Source organism: Nonomuraea sp. NPDC049607 (assembly GCF_040675375.1).
Lineage (GTDB): Bacteria > Actinomycetota > Actinomycetes > Streptosporangiales > Streptosporangiaceae > Nonomuraea.
This window is the reverse complement of record NZ_JBFAOV010000038.1, coordinates 24,738-45,708: the sequence shown is the minus strand read 5'-3', so window position 1 is coordinate 45,708 and position 20,971 is coordinate 24,738. Positions and strand designations below refer to the sequence as shown.

The window sequence follows — 20,971 nt, the reverse complement described above, 5'->3', positions numbered from 1 at the left end:
TGCCGGCCGATCCCCTCACCGACGCGGTCGCGAACTCGACCGACCCGGAGGAGCGCATAGACCTGTCTGGCAGGCTGCTGCGGGCGCGGATCCGGTCCGGCGCCTTGCCTGCCGCGCGCCGGACCCGCCTGCAGGCCGTCGAGTACGCCGAGTCCCTGGGACGCGACGACTTGATGATCGCCGCGTTCACGGCCTGGACCGAGCCGACACCATGGCAGTCCCGCGAGTACGGGACGGTGGACCGGCCCATCGTCGACAGGCTGAGCCGCCTGCTCAAGCACGCCGACCTGGCCCCGGAGGCACGCAGCCACCTCCTCGCCGCCTACGGGCGGCGGCCCTCCAGGTCCTTGTCCGCGGCCACCCCGGCTTGCCCGAACGCGACGACCTCTGCCGCGAGTTGGTGGCGATCGGCACCGAGCACGACCTGCCCGTCTATCGCGTCACCGGGCTGCCCAACCAGGCCGGCGCCGCCGCCGGGGCCCACGACCCGGCCACCATGCCCCGCGCGGCGGCCGCGGCCCTCGGCCTCGCGCGGGCCGCGATCCGGGTGAACAACGGCACGCTCGGCGAGCACCTGGAGGAGGTGCGCGCCTTCCACGAGGCCTTCGGCCCGGTCGCCTCCGATCTGCTGGTCCTCGCCCTGCACGCCAACGGCCTGATCGACGAAACCCGCCGGATACGCACCTCGGACCCGATCCGGCCCGCCGAGGCCCGATCGCGAACGACCATCTGGCCTCTGCCCGCGGCGCCGCCATCTGTGACACAGAACTCTCACCAGTCGCGCTGACGCCCGGGGGCAGGACGTTGTTCACGCTGTTTCGTGGTGGAGGGTGTCCAGGACGGTGAGTTCGTCCTCGGACAGACACAGAGATCCGGCGGCCACGTTCTGGACGAGGTGGTCGACGTCGCCGGTGCCGGGGATGGCCAGGACGTGCGGGCCGCGGTGCAGCGTCCACGCCAGCCGGACCTGGGCGGTGCTCACCCCGCGAGCGCGGGCGATTGCGTGCACCTCGTCGTTGTCCCCGGTGCTCGCGCCGGCCGTGCGTCCGTGGCCGGCGATCGAGTAGAACGGCACGAACGCGACGCGCTGTTCACCGCAGACGCGCAGGAACTCCTCCTGCTCAGGCGTTGCGCCGATGCCGTACATGTTCTGGACGCAGACCACCGGCGCGATGCCCTGGGCCTCGGCGAGATGGTGGCGGCGGACGTTGGACAGGCCCAGGTGGCGGATGAGCCCGGCGTCGCGCAGGTCGGCGAGTGCGCCGAAGCGTTCGGCGATGGAGCCGGCGCCGACGATACGCAGGTTCACCACGTCGAGATGGTCGCGGCCAAGCTGACGCAGGTTCTCCTCGACCTGGCCGCGCAGTTGCCCGGGGGTGGCGTGTGGCAGCCAGTTGCCATCGGGGTCGCGGCTTGGCCCGACTTTGGTGGCGATGACCAGGTCATCCGGATAGGGGGCCAGGGCCCTGTTGATCAGCTCGTTGGCCGAGCGGCGCGGCGAGAAGTAGAACGCGGCCGTGTCGATGTGATTCACGCCGAGCTCGATCGCACGGCGCAGCACATCGATCGCCTGCTCGCGGTCGCGGGGGACGGCGTCGGGCGTGAGCGCCTCGCCGTGCTGCGGCAGGCGCATCGTGCCGAACCCGATCCGGTTGACCGTGCGGTCGCCGAGCCTCCAGGTGCCCGATGCCGTCGCGGAGATCGTCTGTGAGGTCATGGCGGCATGATCTCCACTCGGTAGACTTGCGTGCTATTGATTCACATATGCCGGAATCCATTGAGGAGTGGTCGTTCTGGCTGAGCTGGCGTTCTCGGCGAGCGATCTGGCGCAGGTGCGGTTCGTCGTCTCACCGATGTGGGAGGTGGCGCCCAGCTTCCGGTTGCTGACGTCCGGCAGGTCTCATCCGGTCCATCGGGCCTGGGTCGACCAGGTGCGGCCACGTATGGTGACCGCCGGGCTGGACCGGGGGTGGCTCGCTGAGCTGATCCCGCTCACCGGCTACGTGCCGGACTTCCTCACCCCGTCCCCTGGCGGGGCGGCGCCTGCCCCACGGCAGGAGTGGGACGCGATCATGGCCTCGCCCGCCGACCGGGTACGGCAGGATCTCGATCACCTCGCCCGTCACCAAGGGCATCTCGGCCCCCGCCTGCGGGCCCTGCACGCCGACCCACCTTCCCGCCTGGCCAAGGTCACACAGGAGATCGAGACCTACTGGGAGCTGGCCCTTGCCCCCTATTGGGCACGGATCCGGGCCGTGCTGGACGCCGACATCTTCTACCGGGCCCGCACGGTCGCCGAACACGGCGCGGGCCACCTGCTCAACGACCTGCACGACTCGGTGAGGTGGAACGACAACGAGCTGAGGGTGGCCCGCTGGAAACGAATCCTGCCCCGGGAGGCAGCGGGCCCTGGGCTGCTGCTGATCCCTTCGGCGTTCACCGGCCCCGGCCTGCGTACGAAGATGAGGCCGCCGGAGCCACCGCAGCTCGCCTATCCCGCACGTGGCGTCGGCCGGCTGTGGGAGGCGCGGCCCGCCATCGGAGCCGCCGCCCTCGCCCCCGTCCTCGGCCGCTCGCGCACCCTGCTGCTGGCCGAACTGGAGGCCCCGGCCTCCACCACCGAACTGGCCCGCCGCACCGGGCTCTCCGCGTCCGGAGTCTCCCGCGATCTCACCGCACTGCGCGACGCGGGCCTGGTCAGCGCGCATCGCGCCGGTCGCTCCGTCCTCTACGCCCGCACCGCCGCCGCCGAAACCCTCCTCAAGGCCGCCTCCGCGTCCTTGGCGCAAGGTTCGTGAACCGTACGGCTGCAACGGCGCGGTCGTCGCGTCGTCCGCCGCTGACCGCATGTTTGATCATCCTGGTCGAGCCCACGACTTGGAAGTCAGCACTCGACGTCGAAATCGAGCTCGTTGTAGCGGAACTCCGCGATCTGCTCCCGGGTCCCCGAGATGAGGGTGATGCAGCCGTCCCCGAAGACCGTACTTTCCGGGATGGAGGCGAACAGCACCTTCCCGCGCTCTTCCACCGGGTTGTGCCAGGCTCGGGAGTAGCCGCCGAGCTGGATGTCAAATCTCCATCGGACGTCGGGAATCTCCCCTATGTCATCGATGAACTTGGCCACCAGGCGGGCCCGCTCGGCGTCCCCCTCGGCGTAGTCGGCCGCTTCCGCAACGTCGGACCAGCGGAGATCGGCAGACCAGGTGGTGCCAGGAACCGCGTAGAGCGGGAACGGCTCGTGAGCCTTCGCCTGCGTGTGGCGTTCGACGGTCTCGGTGCCTGGCGGCAGGTGGACGATGACGCCTTCGTCGAGGTCGCTGATCTCGGCGAGGATGACCAGGTGGCCGTCGGCGGGAAAGTCGATGTCGAGGACGCCGGCGGGTAGGGCGGCGCAGTCGATGGTCACCACGTGCGGCACGTATGAGGGCAGTTCCAGGTCCTCGGGCAGATGGGGAAGCCCGAGGGCCCGAGCGGCCGGACGGGCATTCTTCTTCAGCTCTTCCGGCAGTTCGTCATGGGGACAGAGGTAGACACAGGGGCGCAGGAGGCGGATGAACGCCTCGGCCACCGGCTCGGGTAGGTCAAGGGCCCGTCCGGCGTCGAGGACGGCTTCACGCACGCTCACCTTCATGGACGTCACAGTGCCATGCGCCACTGACACCGTCGCGCTGCGGGGCGAGCAGGGCGGCGCGGAAGGCGACGGGGTCGACCAGGCCCATCCGGGCCAGATGCGAGTCTTCGATGAGGTCGCGCCGGTGGCGGCGGAAGCCGGTGTAGTACTCGGCCGAGTATTCGCCGTTGGTGACGCGCCGCAGGATCGGCGGATCATGGTGAGGACCAGCCCTTCACGGCGATGCCACAATATGCGAATATACGTTCGAAGAGCGAAGATCGTCTTTCGGAACGGAGTGCATGTGCGTCCATCAGCCTCTGAACGCATCGGCCGATTAGTCGCCTCGGCCGGGTCCCTGCTCCTGGCGGCGAGCCTGCTCGCCGCCCCAGCCCCCGCCGCCGCGGCCGCCGACCTCGTCGCCGACCTCGGGGTCGCGGGCAAGGGCGGGGACCTGGTGACCGGCCACGGCAGGGTCTTCGTCGCCGCCGACGACCGGATCGTGGTCACGGACCTGGACGGCGAGGCCGTCACCACGATCGGCGGCCTGTCGGGAGTCACCGCCCTGTCCGCGCCGGACGGCGCCAGGAAGGTGTACGCGACGCTGAGCGGCACGCATGAGGTGATCGAGATCGACACCGCCACGGTCGCCGTCACCCGGCGCATCGATCTTTCCGCGTATCCGTGCCCGTCCACGCTGGCGCAGGCCCACAACCGGCTGTGGATCGGATACGGCTGCGGCGGGGCGGGCGAGGGAGGGGTCGTCGCGCTCGAGGTGCGGGCGACCCCCACCCTCGTCAAGGTCGGGCCGGCCACGACCCGGCCTCCGCTGGTCGCGGTCGCCGGCGCCTTCCTCGCCGTGTCCGAGCCGGGAGTCAGCCCCGCCACCGTCAGGCTGTACGACGTCAACCGCGACCCGGGTAACCCGCTCGGCGAGATCCTCGGCGACGCGGACGGGCTGCCGCCCCTGGAGGACCTGGCCCTCGCCTACCAAGGGTCGGCGGTGCTGCCAGTGCCGTCCGGCGCCCACCGCTTCGACGCCTGGGACACCACGACCTTCGACCGCGCCCACGCCTTCGACCAGAAGGGGCCGGCCGGGCACGACCTGGCCGCCACCGTCGCGGCCAGCGAGAACGGCTACTACGTCGTGGGCGGCTGGAACTCCGCCGCGGGTGACGCGGCGGAGCTCGTGGTCTACGACGCGGCCACGAGAGAGGTGATCTACACGGCCGGCCACCAGGGAAAGGCGCTGGTGCCGGGCAGCATCGGCTTCTACGGCATCTACACCTTCGCGGTGCTGAAGGAGCCCGGCACCGGGCGCATGCATCTCTGGCGGCTGCCGCCCGCGCCCTACCACTCCTCGGCCCTGACCCTGACGGCGCCCGCCGAGGCGAACGCGCTCAAGCCGCTGACCATCAGCGGACGACTCACGCTCAGCACCGGGGCGACCCCCGGCGCGCAGACGCTGGAACTGTACAGCTGGCTCCCCGACGGCACCGACCGGCCCTTCCGGGAGGTCACCACAGCGGCGGACGGGACCTACGAGTTCACCGACACCCCACCGGGCCTCGGGGCGTTCAGGTATCGCCTGTCCTGGCCGGGCAACTCCTGGTACTACGGGGCCTACGCGACGGCGACCGTCACGGTGGCCAGGTACGAACCGGCGCTCATCGTGACAGGGCCGGCGACGGGCGCCGTCGGTGAGCTGCTGGAGTTCAGAGGCACCTTTGCCGCCGAGGGCGTCGTCTACCCGCGCACGACGGTCACTGTCAGCCGCAGGGCCGTCGCGCCGGACGGCACCGTCACCACCAAGGGTCAGAAACTGGCCGCCGCCACCGACGGGACGTTCGCCTTCACCGACACGCCGGCCACGGCCGGGAAACACACCTACACCGTCACGCTGGTCGGGAGCTCGACCGTCAAGGGAACGAGCACCGAGCACGTGGTCACCGTCGTCGAGCCGGCGGGATAACGTCCCAGGGAGCCGGGGCCTGCCTCTCGTAGGCCTCGGCGATGCCGGCCGGGGCCGCCCCGCCACCCGAGTACCACGAAATCCTCGAAAGGCCCCAGACCAGCGGAAGCGGAGTTGGCCCAGGTCAGTGAACCCCTGCCGTTGGAGTCTTCTGGACCTCGTCAACGCATGGGACATGCCTGGGATCAGGCGGCGAGGCCGAGGGCCTGGGCCACGGCCGAGGTGGCCGAACTGGTTTCCGTGGCGGTGTAGCCGCCGCGCAGGGAGGCGTCCTGGTCTTTCAGGCCGTGGCCGCTCAGCGTGATCACGATCCGCTGGCCCGGCGCGAGGTTGCCCCGGGCGTGCTGGTCGAGGAGGCCGGCGATCCCGGCGGCCGAGGCGGGCTCGGCGAAGACGCCGTCGCGCCGCGCGACCAGCTCGTACGCCTCGAAGATCTGCGCGTCGGTCACCGCGGCGATCAGCCCGCCGGACCGGTCGCGGGCGTCGAGGGCTCCGTCCCAGGTGGCCGGGCTGCCGATGCGGATCGCGCTCGCCGCGGTCTCGGGCTCGGCGACGGGCGCGCCGTGGACGAGCGGCGCCGCCCCGGCCGCCTGGAAGCCCCACATGCGCGGCGACCGCGTGGACAGGCCCTCCTGCTCGTAGCCGCGGTAGCCGCCCCAGGTGGCGGTGATGTTGCCGCCGTTGCCGACCGGCAGGCAGTGGATGTCGGGCGCGTCGCCGAGCGCGTCGACGATCTCGTAGGCGACCGTGCGCTGCCCCGCGAGCCGCAGCTCGTTGCCGACCGAGTTGACCAGCGCGATCGGGTGGTGGGCGGCGAGCTCGCGGGCGACGCGCAGGCAGTCGTCGAACGTGCCGTCGATCTCGACGATCCGCGCGCCGTAACGGACCGCCTGCCCCAGCTTGGCGAGCGCGACCCGCCCCTTCGGCACGAGCACGGCGGCCGTCAGCCCGGCGCGCGCGGCGTAGGCGGCGGCCGAGGCGCTGGTGTTGCCGGTGGAGGCGCACACGGCCAGCTCGGCCCCGGCCTCGGCGGCCCTGCTGATCGCCACGGTCATCCCGCGGTCCTTGAACGACCCCGTGGGGTTGGCGCCCTCGATCTTCAGCCAGACCTCGCAGCCGGTCACCGCGGACAGGTGCGCCGAGCGCAGCAGCGGGGTGTTGCCCTCGTTGAGCGAGACGGCGGGCGTGTCGGGGGTGACCGGGAGCCAGCGCCGGTACCCGCTGTCGATCAGTCCGTTCCAGGAACTCATACCGGCGACCGTAACATTCGTTTCATGCTCTCCGCCACATGTAACATTTGTCAGTATGGATGAGGATCCGGTGACGAACCGGCTCAGCGCGGTCTACCCCGAGCTGCCACCGGGCGAGCGGGCCGTCGTTCGTGCGCTGCTCGACGACCACCCCTTCGCCGCGCTCGGCTCGCTGCGCGCGCTCGCCGAGCGTGCCGGGGTCAGCCCGCCGACCGCCTCCCGGCTGTTCGACCGGCTCGGGTACGCGGGATTCGCCGGGTTCCAGGCGGCCGTGCGCGACGGCGTACGCGACCGGTCGCGCCTACGCGAGTTCGTCGCCCGTCCGCCCGGCACCCAGCGGGCCGCCGAAGACCTGCGTGCCGGGCTCGACAGCACCCTCGCCGCCGTCACCGAGCCCCTGCTCGACGCCGTCGGCGACCTGCTGGCCGGAGCCGCGTCGGTCTGGGCGCTCGGCGGGCCGATCAGCGAGCTGGCCGCCGAATACCTGATCAGGCAGCTCGCCGGCCTGCGTCCGGGGGCGCACCGGGTGCCCGACTCGGCGTCCGCGCGTGCCCGTACGCTGCTCGATCTGGGTGGTTCTGCGGCCGTGGTCGCGTACGACTTCCGGCGCTACTCCCCCGCGACGGCCCGCTTCACCGAGGCCGCGTGCGCCCGCGGGGCGCGGCTGGCGCTGATCACCGACGCCTGGGAGTCGCCGCTCGCGGCACGGGCAGAGGTGCTGATCAGGCTGCCGCGCGAGGCCGCCGGGCCGATCGCGCCGCTCGCGCACCAGATCGCCGTCACCGAGCTGCTGCTGGTCGCCGTGGCGGCCCGCCTCGACCCGGCCGGACGCCTGGCCGACCTCGACGCGCTCACCGAGAGGTTGTGAACCGCTTGTAGAAGAAGCAGCAGTCCAGCAGTGTGAGGCCGGGCACGATGCCGAAGAGGTCGTACCGTCAACTTGCCGGGTTGTCATGGGAGAACCGTTCCGGGCGGAAGTCGGCGAGCGTCTCGTCCCTCCTCCCACTGACGATCTCCGACGCGAGCAGCCGGCCGATCACCGGCCCGAGCGTGATGCCGCTGTGGGAGACGGCCTCGTAGTAGCCCGGCACGGAAGGCACCGCTCCCACCGAGGGGTATCCATCGCCCGGGATGGGCCGGTCGACCACCCGTGTCCCGACGATGCGGGAGTCCACGAACCCGGGAACGACGTGCCGCGCCGACTCGTGGAGCAGCCGCTGGAGCGCCGCCGGATCTTCGCCGGTGTCGATGAGCGCGTCGACCTCGCGGCTGTGGAGGACCACCGAAGCGTCTCCGTCAGGACGGATCGCGACGCGAGGCGCGTGCATGGTCCGGCGGATCGGCACCTGAGCACACTCGATCCGGGTGACGAGGCCGGGCTCCCGGCGCATCGGCAGGTGCCGCGCGACGAGCCCGGCGACGTGGGCGGCGCCGGGTCCCGCGGCGTTCACGACGACGTCGACGTCGAGACGGCTGCCGTCGGACAGGGCGACGGTCCGTACGCTGCCGTCGGCGCCGGTGCCGACGTCGTGGACCGTGGTGCCGAACCGGTGCTCGGCGCCGGACGCGACGGCCTGGCCGACCAGGCGGCCGACGAGATGGCGTCCGTGCACCCAGGCCTCGTCGGGAAAGAACACGACCGGAACCTCGTCGGACACCGTGAGCGCGGGTTCGAGGTGGCGGCGTACCTCGGCTCCCGTACGCACCTCGGCCCGGTAGCCCCACCCGGCCAGCAGCCCGGCCGTTTCCAGGAGGCTCGCCTCCGCCGCGGGGTCGTCCGCCCAGCGCAGGTGGCCGTCGGGGTGCCACCATGGGTCAGGCCCGATGATCCCGGCAAGCTCGCGGTACGCCGCCATGCTCGCGACGTTCAGGTCGAAGTAGGGCCTGCTCGCGGTCTTGGCACTGGCGTTGACCCACGAGAACGACCAGTCGGTGACCCCTTCACCCGGCCGGCCCGCGTCGAGGAAGACCACCTTGACGCCGTGCCGTGCCAAACTCCAGCCCACACAGGCTCCGAGAACGCCCACCCCGATGACAGCAACACATCCAGGCCGCTCCACGGTCCGATTCTCTCATGAACGGACGACCTCCGCTCGTCCATGCGATGCCGGGGCCTACCGCACCACTTGATTCAGTCCTGCCAAATGGCGCCGGGGCCGAGCAGCGCCTTGACTTCGCTGTAGAAGGCCGGCTCGGGGGTGACCTGGAAGGGCCGCAGGTTCAGCAGCAGCCCTTTGGCTCCTTGGCGGTGCAGGCGGACGTGGACGGGCGCGCGGCCGGGATGGGTGGACAGGATGTGCTTGAGCTCCAGGACGACGCGTGAGTTCAGGCGGCTCTCGTGAATCGAGAGCACCACGGGTGGCTCGGCGTTCGTGTGTGAGACGTCGAGGATCTTGATGTCCTCGCCGTACACGCTCAGCGTCTCGTCGCGGACGTTGACTCGTCCGCGCACGGAGATCACCCGGTCCTCGGCGAGCGCTTCGCCGTACAGGGTGTAGGTCTTGGGAAAGATGAGGCACTCGACGGCGGCGTCGTGGTCTTCGAGGGTGACGATCGCCCAGGGGCTGCCCTGCTTGGTGATCTTGCGCTGCAGACCGGAGACGATGCCGCTGACGCGGACGGGCGCGTCCTGCCGCCCGGAGGACTGCAGCTCGGCGATGGTGGTGTCGCGGTTGGCGTCCAGGACGTGTTCGGCTCCGTCGAGCGGATGGCTGCTGACGTACAGGCCGAGCATTTCGCGTTCGAAGGCGAGCATGGTGGCGCGGTCCCATTCGCCCTGCGGGATCGCGGTCGAGAACGCGCTGCTCCGGCCGGGCTCGCCGAACAGCGAGTCCTGGCCGTGGGCCTCGTTGCGCTTGAGGTCGACGACCGCGTCGACGGCCTGCTCGTGCACCGCCACCAGGGCCTGGCGGTGATGGCCGAGGCTGTCGAAGGCGCCGGCCTTGGCCAGGGACTCGATGACGCGCTTGTTGCAGACGATGGCGGGGACCTTGGTGAGAAAGTCGTTGAAGTCGGTGTAGGGCCCCTTGGTCTCCCGGGCGGTGACGATCGCGTCCACCACGCCCGTTCCCACGTTGCGGACGGCTCCCAGGCCGAAGCGGATGTCGGCGACGACCGCGGCGAAGTCCTGCCGGCTGGCGTTGACGTCCGGGGGCAGCACCTTGATGCCCGTGCGGCGGCAGTCGGCCAGGTAGACGGCCATCTTGTCCTTGTCGTCGCCGACGGAGGTGAGCAGCGCGGCCAGGTATTCGCACGGGTGGTTGGCCTTGAGGTAGGCGGTCCAGTAGGAGACCATGCCGTAGCCGGCGGTGTGCGACTTGTTGAAGCCGTAGCCGCTGAACGGGACCAGGACGTCCCACACCGCCTTGACGGCCTCCTCGGAGAAGCCCCGCCCGCGCATGCCGGCCGAGAAGCGGTCCCATTCGGCGTCCAGGACCTCCTTCTTCTTCTTGCCCATGGCCCGGCGCAGCATGTCGGCGGCGCCGAGGGAGTAGCCGGCGAGCTGCTGGGCGATGGCCATCACCTGCTCCTGGAAGACCACCAGGTGGTAGGTGTCGCCGAGGATGGGTTCCAACGCCTCCTCCAGCTCGGGGTGGATCGGCTCGACCGGTTGCCTGCCGGTTTTGCGCAGCGCGTAGTTGGTGTGGGCGTTCATCTCCATCGGGCCTGGCCGGTACAGCGCGTTCACCGCGGCGATGTCGGTGAAGGTGGTCGGCTGCATCAGCTTCAGCAGCACCCGCATGCCGCCGCTGTCCAGTTGGAAGACGCCGAGCGTGTCGCCGCGCGCCAGCAGCTCGTACGTCGCGGCGTCGTCGAGCGGGATCTCCAGGATGTCGAGGTCGATGCCCTTGTTGGCGCGGACGTTCGCGATGGCGTCGCCGATGACGGTGAGGTTGCGCAGGCCCAGGAAGTCCATCTTCAGCAGGCCCATCTCCTCGGCCTGGGTGAAGGGGAAGCCGGTGATGACAGGTCCGTTCGTCTTGGGCTTGACCAGGGGGATCACGTCGATGAGCGGCTCGCTGGAGAGGATCACGCCGGCGGCGTGGATGCCGGTTCCCCGGGTGAGGCCCTCGAGGCCGGTGGCGGCGTCGATCACCCTTTTGACGTCGGGGTCCTGCTCGTACATCTGGCGCAGCTCGGCGGCCTCGCCGTGGCGGGGATGGCCGGTGTCGTGGATGGCGGCCAGCGGGATCTCCTTGCCTGCGTCCGCCGCGGGGAAGGCCTTGGTGATGCGGTCGCCCAGGGCGTACGGCAGGCCCAGCACCCGGCAGGAGTCCTTGATGGCGGCTTTGGCCTTGATGGTGCCGAACGTGACGATCTGGCAGACCCGGGCGTCGCCGTATTTGCGGGTGACGTAGTCGATCATCTCGTCCCGTCGGCGGTCGTCGAAGTCGAGGTCGACGTCCGGCATGGAGATGCGTTCGGGGTTGAGGAAGCGTTCGAAGATCAGTTTGTGTTCGATGGGGTCCAGCTGGGTGATGCCCGTGCAATAGGCGACCATCGACCCGGTGGCCGAGCCGCGGCCGGGGCCCAATCCGATGCCGTGCTCGCGGGCGTACCGACAGATGTCGGCGACCACCAGGAAGTAGCCGGGGAATCCCATCATGTCGATGACCGACAGCTCGTAGTCGATCCGGTCCAGCACCTCCTGCGACGGCCGGCCGTCATAGCGGCGGCGCGCCCCCTCCAGGGTCTCCTTGCGCAACCAGCTCGACTCGCTCTCCCCTTCAGGTACGGGGAACCGCGGCGTCAGGTCCCGATGCGCGAACACCTCCTCGTAGTCGCCGACCCGCTCGGCGACCAGCAGCGTGTTGTCGCAGGCGCCCGGCACCTCGGCGTCCCACGTCGCGCGCATCTCCGCGGCGGACTTGACGTAGTAGCCGCTGCCGCTGAAGCGGAAGCGGTCGGTGTCGGCCAGCCGTTTGCCGGTGCCGACGCACAGCAACGCGTCGTGAGCCTGGGCCTGGCTCTCCGTGACGTAGTGGGAGTCGTTGGTGGCCAGCGGCGGCAGGTCGAGCTCCTTGCCGAGTCTCAGCAGGTCGTCGCGGACCCGGCGCTCGATGGCGAGGCCGTGGTCCATCAGCTCCAGGAAGTAGTTGTCCGGGCCGAAGATGTCGCGGTAGCGCGCGGCGGCCTCGACAGCCCGGTCGTACTGGCCGAGCCGGAGCCGGGTCTGGACCTCGCCGGAGGGGCAGCCGGTCGTGGCGATGATGCCCTGCCCGTGCTCGGCGAGCAGTTCATCGTCCATGCGCGGATATTTCTGGACGTGTCCTTCGATCCAGGCCCGGGACTGCAGCCGGAAGAGGTTACGCAGGCCCTGAGAGCCGGCCGCCCACATCGTCATGTGCGTGTACAGACCACGCCCGGAGACGTCCCCGCCCTCGCCGGTGTCGTCATCGGAGCGGCGCAACGAGAGGTCCCCGCTGTAGTACACCGGCTTGCGGTGATGCCTGGAGGCGGGGGCGACGTAAGCCTCGATGCCGATGATCGGCTTGATCCCCGTCTTGCGCGCCTTCTGATGGAACTCGTACGCCCCGTGCACGTTGCCGTGGTCGCTCATCGCCACGGCGGGCATGCCGAGCCGTGTCACCTCCTCCATCAGCAGGCCGACCTTGGCCGCGCCGTCGAGCATGCTGTACTCGGTGTGCACGTGGAGATGCACGAAGGATCCCATCCTCATCCACTCCCCCTGGTTGTAGGCTGCCGCAGAGACCCTGCATTCGACCCGAGAGGAAGCCGGGTTGTCCAACAACCGACACGCCGCCCCACCACAACCATCGGTGGTTGCACCAGTTGATCTGGATCTCGCGGCGGTCCGCGCCTTCGTCGCCGTCACCGACGAGCGCTACTTCAGCGAGGCCGCCGCCACGCTGGGCATCAGCCAGCAGGCCGTCTCCAAGCGCATCGCGAAACTGGAGGCCGGCCTCGGCGTGCGGCTGCTGTCCCGCACGCGCGTCGGGGCCGAGCCCACCCAGGACGGCCGGGCGTTCCTCAACCACGCGCGCGCCCTCGTCAGCCTTGCCGACCAAGCAGCCGAGCTGCTGCGCAACCGGCGCCGCACACTGCGCGTCGACGTCCTGGACACCCGGCTGGCGTCCATCGACGTGATCCGCGCCTTTCACCGGGTCAGCGCGGACGCCGAGATCGACATCACCACCTCCAACGGGCTCCGTTCCGCGCGCGCCGCGCTGGCGAACGGATCCGTGGACGCGGCCTTCGCACGGGCCTGCGGGCCGCTGGGCGACGAACTGGTGTCCACACCCGCCTACCTGGAGCAGGCGCACCTGCTGGTGGGCCGCGACCATCCCCTGGCAGCGCTGCCGCAGGTGGAGACGGCGCAGCTCGCGGGGATGACCATGTGGATGCCGGGCAACGCCGCCGGCAGCGAGTGGGCCGACTTCTGGAACCTCTTCGGCGCCGAGTTCGGCGTCCACATCGACGCCTCGGGCCCCGACTTCGGCTGGGAGTACTACGTCGAGGAGATCGCATCGGGTGAGCGCGCCGGGCTCGTCGGGGAGTGGTGCCATCTGCCCAGCCATGCGCGCACCGTGCAGATCCCGGTGGTTGACCCGATCCCCGTCTACCCCTGTTCACTGCTCCGCCGACGGCAGAACGATCACCCGTTGCTGACGCCGCTCGTCCGCTTCGTCAAGGACCGGTTCCGCCCGTTCGACCCGGGACGCCAATGGCTGCCCCTCGCCGATCGCGCCGACTTCGTCGGCACCGGTGCTTAGCCCGGTCCGTCAGGACGCTGTGATCACCGGCACTGTCGGTGTGCTCCGGGAGCACGATCCCCTCGACCTCGCTCGGCACAGGCTCGCACGCCGGCGGGCCCGCGTCGGGCGGGATGGTGCGGCCCTCGATGTCGTCGGCGGGGCTGGTCGGCCACGGCACCGCATCGGACGGCCCTGGCCAGGACGCCGCCGCTGCCGTCTGACCTCAATCCCAGTGGTGAAAGCCTTGGCCGGTCTTGCGTCCCAACTGTCCGTCGGCGACCTTGTCGCGCAGCAGTTGCGGGGGCGCGAACCGGTCCCCGAGCTTGGCGTGCAGGTATTCGGCGATCGCGAGGCGCACGTCGAGCCCGACCAGGTCGGTCGACCGCAGCGGCCCCATCGGGTGGCGGTAGCCGAGTTCCATCGCGTTGTCGATCGCTTCGGCGTCGGCGACGCCTTCTTCGAGCATGCGGATCGCTTCGAGGCCCAGCAGGACGCCGAGGCGGCTCGTGGCGAAGCCCGGCGAGTCCCGTACGACGACGTCGGTCTTGTCCAGGCCGCGCACCCAGGCACGGACGCGCTCGACGACGTCGGCGGCCGTCTCGGGCGCGGTGACGACCTCGACCAGCCTGGAGGCCGGGACGGGATTGAAGAAGTGCGTCCCGAGGAAGCGGGCCGGGCGCTGGAGAGCGGCGCCGAGTTCGGCGATGGACAACGAGCTGGTGTTGCTGGCCAGCACCGTCTGATCGCCGACCGCTCTCTCCGCGCGAGCCAGGACGTCCACCTTGAGCGCCGGCTCTTCCGGCACGGCTTCGACGACCAGCTCGGCGGACGGCGGCAACCCGGCGACGTCGTCGACGACGCGCACCCGCTCCAGTACGAGCTCCGGAGCATGGGGGAGCTTCCCCCGCTCGGCCGCCTTGGCCAGGCCGTCGGCCAGGCGCAGACGTGTCGCCGTGACGTCGCCGCTCTCCACCACGCACACGGTGGCACCCGCGACGGCGAAGACCTGTGCGATTCCGGCGCCCATCCGGCCACCGCCGATCACGCCGACCGTCGTGGGCATTCGCGCTGTCGTCACGTTCGTCTCCGTTCCAGGAACTCTGTCATGCGGTGGTGTTTGTCCTCGGTCTCGAACAGGACGGCCTGGGCCAGGTCGTCCGCCAACGGGTGTGCGCCGGGGGCGTCGAGGACCAGCTTGGTCAGCCGCAGCGCCGCGGGCGACCACCCGGTCATCCGGTCCAGCAGCCGATGCGCGGCATGGAGCAGCTCGCCGGTCGGGACGACCTCGGTGACGAGGCCGAACGCGAGGCAGGCTTCGGCGTCCAGTCGTCGGCCGGCCAGCAGGACCTGTTTGGCGACGGAGGTGCCGACCAGTTCGGCCAGCCGCCAGCAGGCGCCGGCTCCGGCGAGGATGCCCAGGCCGGGTTCGGGATTGGCGAACACGGTGGCCGGGGTGGCCAGCCTGAGGTCGCAGGCGTAGGCGAGCTCGGCGCCGCCGCCGATCGCGTAGCCGTCCACCGCGGCGACGGTGGGCATCGGAAGCCGGGCGATGCGGTCGAAGAGCCTGCTGTTGATGCCTTGCAGGGCTTCTTCCCGGCCGCGGGCGCGTAGTTCGGCGATGTCGGCGCCGGCGGCGAACACGCCACCCGCGCCGGTGAGCAGCAGGAGCCGGGGCCGGCGTTCGAGCAGGGCGCAGACGGCGTGCAGTTCCTCGACCATCGCCGCGTTGATCGCGTTGCGGGCGGCCGGACGGTTCAGCGTGACGACGACGCGGTCGTCGCGTTCGTCGACGGCGAGGGCGTTCATGCGTGGCCCTGCGCCGCGATGCCGCGGGCGATGAGGTCGTCGGGGTCCAGGCCGAGTTCTTCGAGCAACGCGCGGGTGTGCCGGCCGAGTGCGGGGACGTCGCCCATACGCGCTTCGACATCGGTGAACGTCACCGGCGGCAGGAGGGCGTCCACCTGGGCGTGCTCCGTGCCGATCGTGCGCCAGCGGTCGCGGGCGCGCAGCTGGGGGTGATCGACGACCTGGTCGACGTCCTTGAGCTGGGCGGCGGGGATGCCGGCCGCGGCGAGCCGGGCGTCCAACTCGGCCGTGGGCCGGCAGGACGTGCGGGCCGCGATCGCGGCGTCGCACTCGGCGCGGTTGCGCACCCGCAGGACGTTCGTGGCGAAACGCGGGTCGTCGGCGAGCTCGGGGGCGTCCAGGACGGAGGTGACGAGGGTTCGCCAGCCGGCGTCGTTCTGGACGCCGATCAGCATCTGGCCGTCGCGGGTGGGGAACGCGTCGTACGGGGCGATCGAGCTGTGGCTCAGCCCCATCCGCTCCGGCTGTGTCCCGGAGTACATCTGGGTGTAGAGGGCGTAGCCCATCCACTCGACGGTGGCTTCGAACATCGAGACTTCGATCGTCGCGCCCTCGCCGGTGCGTGCGCGGCGTAGCAGCGCCGCGAGCACGGCCTGCGCGCAGTACATGCCACTGGCGATGTCGGCGGTCGGGATGCCGGTCTTCACCGGGGTCTCCGGCGTGCCGGTGATCGCGATGAGCCCGGCCTCGGCCTGGATCAGCATGTCGTACGCCTTGCGCTGTTCCATCGGCCCGCCCGTACCGAACCCGGACAGGTTCACCACGACGAGCTCGGGCCGCCGGGAGCGGAGGTCGCCGAGGCCGAGGCGCTCCACGGCTCCAGGGGCGAGGTTCTGCAGGAAGACGTCGGCCTTCGCGACGAGCCGCCGGACCACGTCGCGTCCCTCGGGGGTCTTGAGGTCGACGGCGATCGACTCCTTGCCGCGGTTGAGCCAGACGAAGTGCGCGCCGGTGCCGTGTACGGCGTGGTCGTAGCGGCGGGCGAAGTCGCCGCCGTCGACGCGTTCGACCTTGATCACGCGCGCGCCGAGGTCGGCGAGGTTGCGGGTGGCCAGCGGTGCGGCGACGGCGTGCTCGATGGCGACGACGGTGAAGCCGTCGAGTGGGCGGGTCATGACCGCTTCCTTCTCTCGGCGCGTACGAGGCCGCCGCCGATGATGAGGCGCTGGATCTCGCTGGTGCCCTCGTACAGGCGCATCAGCCGGACGTCGCGGTAGATGCGCTCGACCGCGACGTCGCGCATGTAGCCGCTGCCGCCGTGGATCTGGACCGCCAGGTCGGCGGCCTTGCCCGCCATCTCGGTGCAGAACAGCTTCGCGGCCGAGGGTGCGATCCGGCGGTCCTCGCCGGTCACGTACAGCCGCGCGGCCTCGCGGGCGAGGGCGCGGCCGGCAAGGACGCCGGTCTGCTGGTCGGCGATCATGGCCTGTACGAGCTGGAAGTCCCCGATCGGCGTGCCGCCCTGGGTCGCGGTGGCCGCGTAGGCGACCGATTCGTCCAGTGCCCGCTGCGCGGCGCCGACGGCCAGGCCCGCCATGTGGATCCGGCCCCGGGCCAGCGACGTCATCGCCGCCTTGTACCCGGCTTCCTCGTCCCCGCCGACCAGCGCGTCCGGGCCTACGCGGACCTGCGAGAAGGTGACGTCCGCCGTACGCGAGCCCTCCTGCCCCATCTTGGCGTCCTTCGCGCCGACCTGGATGCCCGGCGCGTCGGCGGGCACGAGGAACACCGCGACGCCCGTACCGGAGTCCGACGCCGGCCGGGTGCGGGCGAACACCACGAACAGGCCGGCCTCGGTGGCGTTGGTGATGAACCGCTTGTCTCCGTCGATGACCCAGCCTTCGCCGTCCGGCGTGGCGGTGGTCCGCAGACCGGCCGGGTTGGAGCCGGCGCCGGGCTCGGTGAGCGCGAAAGAGGCGACGATCTCGCCGGAGGCGATGCCGGGCAGCCATCGGGCCTGCTGCTCGGCGGCGCCGAAGCCGACCAGGACCTGTCCGGCGATGCCGTTGTTCGTGCCGAACATCGACCGCAGCGACAGCGATGTGTATCCCAGCGCCATGGCGACCTCGACGTCCTGGACGAGGTCGAGACCGAGCCCGCCCCAGTCCTGCGGGATCGCGTACCCGAACAATCCCATCCGCGCGGCCTGCTCGCGCAGGTCGGCGGGGACGGCGTCGGTGTTCATGATCTCCAGCTCGCGCGGCATGACACGGGCGCGTACGAAGTCCTTGATCTGGGAGAGGACGTCCGCGAAGACGTCGTCGGGCACGTCGGGATTGCCGGTGTACATACGGACTACCGTTCCCCACCGATTGAGACCAGTCCAATACTTGATGAGTCCTGCTCTGATACCTTGAGCGCAAAAATCGCGGCGGGAAGGAGCCGGAGGTGGAGCTGCAGCAGCTGCGGTGCTTCCTGGCCGTGGCCGAGGAGCTGCATTTCGGCCGCGCCGCCGAACGACTGCACGTCGCGCAGCCGCCGTTGAGCCGCACGATCAAGCAGCTGGAGCGGGAACTGGGGACGCGGCTGTTCGATCGCAACACCCGATCGGTCAGCCTCACCGCGAGCGGGCATGCGCTTCTGGGGCCGGCCAAGGACGTCCTGACGGCTCTGCGGCGCGCGCAGGAGGCGGCGCGTTCCGCCGGTGACGGCGAGGTCGGGCTGGTCCGGATCGCGTTCGCCGGTGTGTCGACCCACCCGCTCGTGGCGCGACTGGCACGAGCGGTACGCTCACGGCGGCCCGGCATCGAACTGGAGCTGTCGAGCCAGAACTTCGCGCAGCCGGCGATGCGCAAGCTGGTCCAGGGTGAGACCGACATCGCCTTCGGCCGATGGGACGTGATCCCCGCCGATGTCGCCGCACGGGTGGTGATGCCGGACTCGCTGGTCGTCGCGCTCCCCGCCACCCATCGGCTCGCCGGCGCCGACCGGCTGGAGGCCGGGCAGCTCGCCGGGGAGCCCTTCGTCTCGCTGCCGCCGCACGACGGAGCCGTGCTGCCCGACCGGTTGCGGCGGCTCGCCCACGCCGCCGGTTTCGTTGCCGACATCGCGCAGGTCGCTCCCGACACCCAGACCGCGCTGGCGCTGGTCAGCGCGGAGGTGGGCTGCCACCTGACCCTGGCCTCGGTGGCACGGAACGTGACCGACCCGCACGTGGTGTTCGTCCCGCTCGACGCGCCGCACGACGTCGACCTGCGCGCGGCCTGGCGGCGTGACGACGGCCGACCGGCGCTGCGCGGCGTACTGACCGAGCTCTTCGAGCTTGAGGACGGTTCCGCATAGCCACGCGATGCGCCTGGTCCGTCACGGATGGGCCGTTCTCCTGGTCCGTGCGGCTTCAACGCGATCCCCTCAATGATCATCTCCAGACCGGCCTCGAAGATCTTGTCCTCGTCGACCTTGTACGGGGTCGATGACGGCTAGTGCGCCGAGGTCGTTGAGATGGGGCAGGTTCGGCCGGTAGCCGGCGGCCGGCAGCACCGCATCGACGGGGCCGGGACGGCCAGAGGGTCACCGGGCAGGAGCTCCGGTCAGTGGCCGGCGATGGCGGCCACAGAGTGAACGGGGTGCGCGAAGACCGTCTCCCGCGATCGTGCCCGACACAAACAGTTGATCAAGGTAACGTCCTCGGCGCGTGCCCACCCGCCGTACTCGCGGCCTTTGAGAGGAAACCGGCGTTCCTGGGCGTTCTGCGAACGTTCATGACCTCATCATGCCGTCGCCGCAGCGAAGGGCGGACGGGCCTCTAGCCTCGCCAAGGTCATTTCACACCTTTCAGAGCGGAACATCCCGTGCATTGTCGCCATGCCCTGGCAAGTCTGGCCTTCGTTTCCGTGCTCGCCGCTCCGGCCGCCGCCCACGCCTCGACGACCGGCGGCCCCGGCGTGCTGCCCCAAAAGACCCACTTCGACTTGCAAGCCCACCGCGGCGGCCTCGGCATGACGACCGAGGAGTCACTTGAGGGGTTCACCAAGGCCCTGCGCCTCGGGGTCAGCACCCTTGAGCTGGACACCCATGTGACCAAGGACCTGAAGGTGGTGGTCAACCACGACCGGCAGATCAGCGCCCAGAAGTGCCAGGACACCGCGCCCCTCACCCCTGGGGACCCGATGTTCCCCTACGTCGGCAAGTTCATCAAGGACCTGACCCTGGCCCAGATCAAGACCATGAACTGCGGGTACCGGCAGCTGCCCGGCTTCCCCGAACAGGAGGTGGTCGACGGCTTCCGGATGGTCGAGCTCAAGGACGTGCTGAACCTCGTCAGGGCTCGCCGGGCCAAGCAGGTCAAGCTGAACATCGAGACCAAGGTCGAAGCCGGCGCGCCGCAGCAGACCGCGCCGCGCGAGCTGTTCGTCCGCCGCGTGTTCGAGGAGATCCGCGCCTCGGGCATCGAGGACCAGATCACCATCCAGTCCTTCGACTGGGGCGCGTTGACGGAGATGCACCGGCTCGCGCCGGAATGGCCGCTGGTGGCCCTGACCAACTACGACTTCCTCCAGGTCGGCAAGCCGGGCGCTTCCCCCTGGCTCGGCGGGATCGACGCCGACGACTTCGGCGGCGACTTCGTCAGCGCCGCCGCCAGCATCCCGGGTGTCACCGCCCTGTCCCCGGTGTACGGCTTTCCCCAGAACGGCACGATCAGCGATCCCGCCTTCCGCTTCTACGTCACCGAGAAGATGGTGTCGGACGCGCACGAGCGCGGCCTGAAGGTCATCCCGTGGACGTGCGACGACCCGGCCACCATCGCGGCCCTCATCGACATGGGCATCGACGGCATCATCACCGACTACCCGGACCGGGTCCGGCAGATCATGGCCGAGCGCGGCATGCGCCTGCCCAAGCCCTACGCCAAGTAACCGTCGGCCGCCCTTCAGCGGTCTCTCAAGCACGTGGCTCGCCCGAGGCTTTGTCGGGCCGTCGTGCCGGTCCGCGGCCGGCGTGGAGAACCCCCGCCGGCCGCACCCTCACTCTCCGAATGTCCCGCCGCGGCGTCGATTTCGCAGTAGTTTCAGGAGGTAGGAGAGTCGCTGTCGTAGCGGTAGGACCCTCTTCCCTTGGAGAGCCGGCGTTGATCTGAGAATTCTCCGGTCGGCCGGCGAGGGCGTGGGGCGGGTCGAGGTCGGCCTGTCCCCGAGCTGCGGCCTTGGCGATCATCGCCTGCATCAGCTGCTCGAACACGCCGTCCAGCGCCCAGGAGCGGAGACGCGTTCGACGTACCGGTGCTGCGAGCCCACGGCGCGCTCATCGTGCATCACCGCACGGGTCACGAAGCCCGGCAAGGACCGACCCTCCGCCATCGAGTACAGGTTCGACGCGATGAGATCAGCCTGGTCGTCAGCCACCCTGAGCTCGGCCACCGCTTCCCAGGTCTCCTGGCACAGGTCGTCAAGGCGCACACGAATCGACATGGATCCTCTCTATCGGATCACTGCGCAGACCGTCATGCGAATATCACCGCGATCAGGCACGGATGTCGGACAGACTGACCTCCCCATTGCCGTACCAGCAGGCCGACGGTCACATGCGCCACAGACGGCTCGCCGGAGCCTTCCGCCGT

The 20,971-nt window shown here is 70.4% G+C and carries 17 protein-coding genes; 7 read left to right on the top strand and 10 right to left on the bottom strand.

The window, feature by feature from the left end:
- The first annotated feature begins 367 nt into the window (after positions 1-367).
- Positions 368-787, top strand: a complete 420-nt coding sequence (locus tag AB0J97_RS43055) for a hypothetical protein (protein WP_364100631.1) — start codon at positions 368-370, stop codon at positions 785-787.
- Positions 788-808: 21 nt separating this feature from the next.
- On the opposite strand, the gene AB0J97_RS43050 is transcribed toward AB0J97_RS43055, so the two are convergent.
- Positions 809-1,717, bottom strand: a complete 909-nt coding sequence (locus AB0J97_RS43050; protein WP_364100628.1) for an oxidoreductase — start codon at positions 1,715-1,717, stop codon at positions 809-811.
- Positions 1,718-1,784: 67 nt separating this feature from the next.
- Between AB0J97_RS43050 and AB0J97_RS43045 the strand changes: the two genes are divergently transcribed.
- Positions 1,785-2,798 (top strand): winged helix-turn-helix domain-containing protein, encoded by a 1,014-nt coding sequence (locus AB0J97_RS43045; RefSeq protein WP_364100625.1) that lies wholly within the window; start codon positions 1,785-1,787, stop codon positions 2,796-2,798.
- An 86-nt stretch (positions 2,799-2,884) separates the two neighbouring features.
- On the opposite strand, the gene AB0J97_RS43040 is transcribed toward AB0J97_RS43045, so the two are convergent.
- Entirely contained in the window at positions 2,885-3,619 is a 735-nt protein-coding gene (locus tag AB0J97_RS43040; RefSeq protein ID WP_364100622.1) for a hypothetical protein, read from the bottom strand.
- 295 nt (positions 3,620-3,914) lie between these two features.
- Between AB0J97_RS43040 and AB0J97_RS43035 the strand changes: the two genes are divergently transcribed.
- Positions 3,915-5,582: a hypothetical protein gene (locus AB0J97_RS43035; protein WP_364100619.1), complete on the top strand. Its 1,668-nt coding sequence runs from the start codon at positions 3,915-3,917 to the stop codon at positions 5,580-5,582.
- Between the two features lie 185 nt (positions 5,583-5,767).
- Here AB0J97_RS43035 and thrC read toward each other — a convergent pair whose 3' ends face one another.
- On the bottom strand, positions 5,768-6,832 hold the full coding sequence (thrC, locus tag AB0J97_RS43030) for a threonine synthase (RefSeq protein WP_364100616.1): 1,065 nt from the start codon (positions 6,830-6,832) through the stop codon (positions 5,768-5,770).
- Positions 6,833-6,887: 55 nt separating this feature from the next.
- On the opposite strand from thrC, the gene AB0J97_RS43025 reads away from it, so the two are divergent.
- Positions 6,888-7,700: a MurR/RpiR family transcriptional regulator gene (locus AB0J97_RS43025; RefSeq protein ID WP_364100613.1), complete on the top strand. Its 813-nt coding sequence runs from the start codon at positions 6,888-6,890 to the stop codon at positions 7,698-7,700.
- Positions 7,701-7,767: 67 nt separating this feature from the next.
- On the opposite strand, the gene AB0J97_RS43020 is transcribed toward AB0J97_RS43025, so the two are convergent.
- Together AB0J97_RS43020 and dnaE are read right to left on the bottom strand one after the other, a co-directional pair.
- Positions 7,768-8,892 (bottom strand): FAD-dependent oxidoreductase, encoded by a 1,125-nt coding sequence (locus tag AB0J97_RS43020; protein WP_357708116.1) that lies wholly within the window; start codon positions 8,890-8,892, stop codon positions 7,768-7,770.
- Positions 8,893-8,963: 71 nt separating this feature from the next.
- A complete protein-coding gene (gene dnaE, locus AB0J97_RS43015) occupies positions 8,964-12,506 on the bottom strand; it encodes a DNA polymerase III subunit alpha (RefSeq protein WP_364100766.1) in 3,543 nt (1,180 codons plus the stop codon).
- Between the two features lie 106 nt (positions 12,507-12,612).
- Between dnaE and AB0J97_RS43010 the strand changes: the two genes are divergently transcribed.
- Entirely contained in the window at positions 12,613-13,566 is a 954-nt protein-coding gene (locus AB0J97_RS43010; protein WP_364100609.1) for a LysR family transcriptional regulator, read from the top strand.
- Between the two features lie 205 nt (positions 13,567-13,771).
- On the opposite strand, the gene AB0J97_RS43005 is transcribed toward AB0J97_RS43010, so the two are convergent.
- Genes AB0J97_RS43005 through AB0J97_RS42990 form a run of 4 tightly spaced genes read right to left on the bottom strand, consistent with a single transcriptional unit; the run spans position 13,772 to position 17,704 of the window.
- Positions 13,772-14,611: a 3-hydroxyacyl-CoA dehydrogenase family protein gene (locus tag AB0J97_RS43005; RefSeq protein ID WP_364100763.1), complete on the bottom strand. Its 840-nt coding sequence runs from the start codon at positions 14,609-14,611 to the stop codon at positions 13,772-13,774.
- 11 nt (positions 14,612-14,622) lie between these two features.
- A complete protein-coding gene (locus tag AB0J97_RS43000; RefSeq protein WP_364100606.1) occupies positions 14,623-15,354 on the bottom strand; it encodes an enoyl-CoA hydratase/isomerase family protein in 732 nt (243 codons plus the stop codon).
- Positions 15,351-16,529, bottom strand: a complete 1,179-nt coding sequence (locus tag AB0J97_RS42995; protein ID WP_364100603.1) for a CaiB/BaiF CoA-transferase family protein — start codon at positions 16,527-16,529, stop codon at positions 15,351-15,353. The genes AB0J97_RS43000 and AB0J97_RS42995 overlap by 4 nt, the downstream gene beginning before the upstream one ends.
- On the bottom strand, positions 16,526-17,704 hold the full coding sequence (locus AB0J97_RS42990) for an acyl-CoA dehydrogenase family protein (RefSeq protein WP_364100600.1): 1,179 nt from the start codon (positions 17,702-17,704) through the stop codon (positions 16,526-16,528). Before AB0J97_RS42990 ends, AB0J97_RS42995 begins: the two co-directional genes overlap by 4 nt.
- Positions 17,705-17,802: 98 nt before the next feature.
- Here AB0J97_RS42990 and AB0J97_RS42985 point away from each other — a divergent pair, with 98 nt between their 5' ends.
- Both AB0J97_RS42985 and AB0J97_RS42980 read left to right on the top strand, forming a co-directional pair.
- A complete protein-coding gene (locus AB0J97_RS42985) occupies positions 17,803-18,696 on the top strand; it encodes a LysR substrate-binding domain-containing protein (protein WP_364100597.1) in 894 nt (297 codons plus the stop codon).
- Positions 18,697-19,247: 551 nt separating this feature from the next.
- A complete protein-coding gene (locus AB0J97_RS42980) occupies positions 19,248-20,270 on the top strand; it encodes a glycerophosphodiester phosphodiesterase family protein (protein ID WP_364100594.1) in 1,023 nt (340 codons plus the stop codon).
- A 306-nt stretch (positions 20,271-20,576) separates the two neighbouring features.
- Here AB0J97_RS42980 and AB0J97_RS42975 read toward each other — a convergent pair whose 3' ends face one another.
- The gene (locus tag AB0J97_RS42975) at positions 20,577-20,822 is read right to left on the bottom strand and encodes a hypothetical protein (protein WP_364100591.1); all 246 of its coding nucleotides are present in this window, start codon (positions 20,820-20,822) and stop codon (positions 20,577-20,579) included.
- Positions 20,823-20,971 lie beyond the last annotated feature (149 nt).